Annotated in this window: 1 protein-coding gene and 1 pseudogene; both read right to left on the bottom strand. The window is 27.1% G+C overall.

All coding sequences use genetic code 4. The features are described 5' to 3' along the window. Positions 1 to 1067, bottom strand: a pseudogene (locus tag TS70_RS06475) (hypothetical protein); the annotation flags it as partial. Further along, positions 1024 to 1461, bottom strand: a complete 438-nt coding sequence (locus tag TS70_RS06470) for a hypothetical protein (RefSeq protein ID WP_198049775.1) — start codon at positions 1459 to 1461, stop codon at positions 1024 to 1026. The gene TS70_RS06470 and the pseudogene TS70_RS06475, both read right to left, overlap by 44 nt. Positions 1462 to 1725: the final 264 nt, after the last annotated feature.

Genomic DNA, 1725 nt, shown 5'->3' with positions numbered 1-1725 from the left:
AAATTTTCTAACAAATAGCTTTTTAAACTTGATTTAATAGCATCAATCTTATTTGTTAAACGAAGATCAATTGCTTGTTCTGAATCATCATATTTAATATTTTCAATCACATCTTTAACATTAGCAACTAAGTTAAATTCTTGATAATTAATGGAACGAGCAGTATAACTTTGTTGATCATAATACATTTTTGTTGGATCCCGGTTAATTTTATCTGGCAAACCATTATTATTAATATTTAAAAACTGAATTAATACTTCATTATAAAAAATTTGGTGTTCAGAACCTCATACATATGAACTAAAATCATTATTTTCATAGTTAACATTATCAGAGACATTATCAGAACTTAATCCCATTTCTTTAATATAACCTTGATAAGAATCAACCCGTTGATCTTGCATTACGCCATTTAAAAATGTTTGATCAGTATTTCGATCATATAAATCATAACTATTCTTAACATTAACAAAGGTTGGCATTTTAATTCCAATTTTGGTAAAAATATTGGCAATTACCCCGTAATTATTACTATGATAATCAAAAAAACTAGCACCAAATTGTTGTAAGGAATTAAATTTTTTAACATTATACTTAATATTTAATGTTAAATTACTTGCAGAAGGGTTATCTGTAATTGCTGCAAATGGAGTTCCATTTTTATTAACAACTTGCTCATTAATAATAATACTATTATCAGCCTTTGCGATTGGATAATATTCTGTTAAAAGTGCATTTAAAATTATTTCATTATTAGTGTCTAACGCAAGGCCATATTTCTGAACTAATGTCACAATTTTGCTATTACTCATTAAATTTAACATTTGACTTAAAATTAATAATGTTGGTACTGCCGCTTGTGTTGTATCATATGTATAATCAAAAGTTTTCTCTAAATCAACATAATAACCAGCATTATCAGTTCCAATTAGTTGCAAAACAAATCTAATTTTATAAGTAAATAATCCGCGGTCTTTATCAACAGGAGTAACTGTTACTAACCCATATTTATCATCACCATTATTATAGGGATAAGTTAAAATTTTTGGTCGTAAAATTAAATTCAATCGATTTCCTTGATAAATTATTCGAGTTCCTGACAAAGTTGGCCCCTGTTCCTTTTAACATTGTTTCAACAGTACTTAAATTATTTTTAATTCAATCGTTTTTTGCAAAAATTTCTTGAATAATTTTAATATTATCTAAATTAGGATAAATATCAATCCCATCTTTTTCACCAGTATTAAAAGAAACATAACTCGCTAAATGTTCTGGCCTTGGATCACCATTAAAATCAAGTAATGGTTTTGATAATTGTTGATTTATCATTCTAGTAATTTTATCATCCAACAAAGTAGCATTAGCTCATGGATTTTTATTATGATAAGAAGAGGGTGCAACAACAGAATAAATAACACCACCTAGACCAGCTGCAATCGCAACTGTTCCAATAAATGGCAAAAATCTTTAAATTAGTTTTTCGCGATAATTTTCGACGCATTGGTACTGGTGATTCTAAAATATTATTAGTCTTATCTTCTTTTACCATTAATAGCCTTTCCTTCCATACACATTAATCATTTTTTAAATCTGCTTTAAACTCTTTTTTTCTTCCTGCTTGCTTTTTTTCTTGTTGTTCTAAAACTGGTTTTTGAACATACACCCGCTGTTTTTTTCTTTTAAATTATTTAAATTATATTAGACTTCTTGCGATACCCTTTTTTA

Origin of the sequence: Spiroplasma sp. hyd1, assembly GCF_016082235.1 — a bacterium.
Taxonomy (GTDB): Bacteria; Bacillota_I; Bacilli_A; order Mycoplasmatales; family Mycoplasmataceae; genus Spiroplasma; species Spiroplasma poulsonii.
This window is presented reverse-complemented; position numbering and strand designations above follow the sequence as displayed.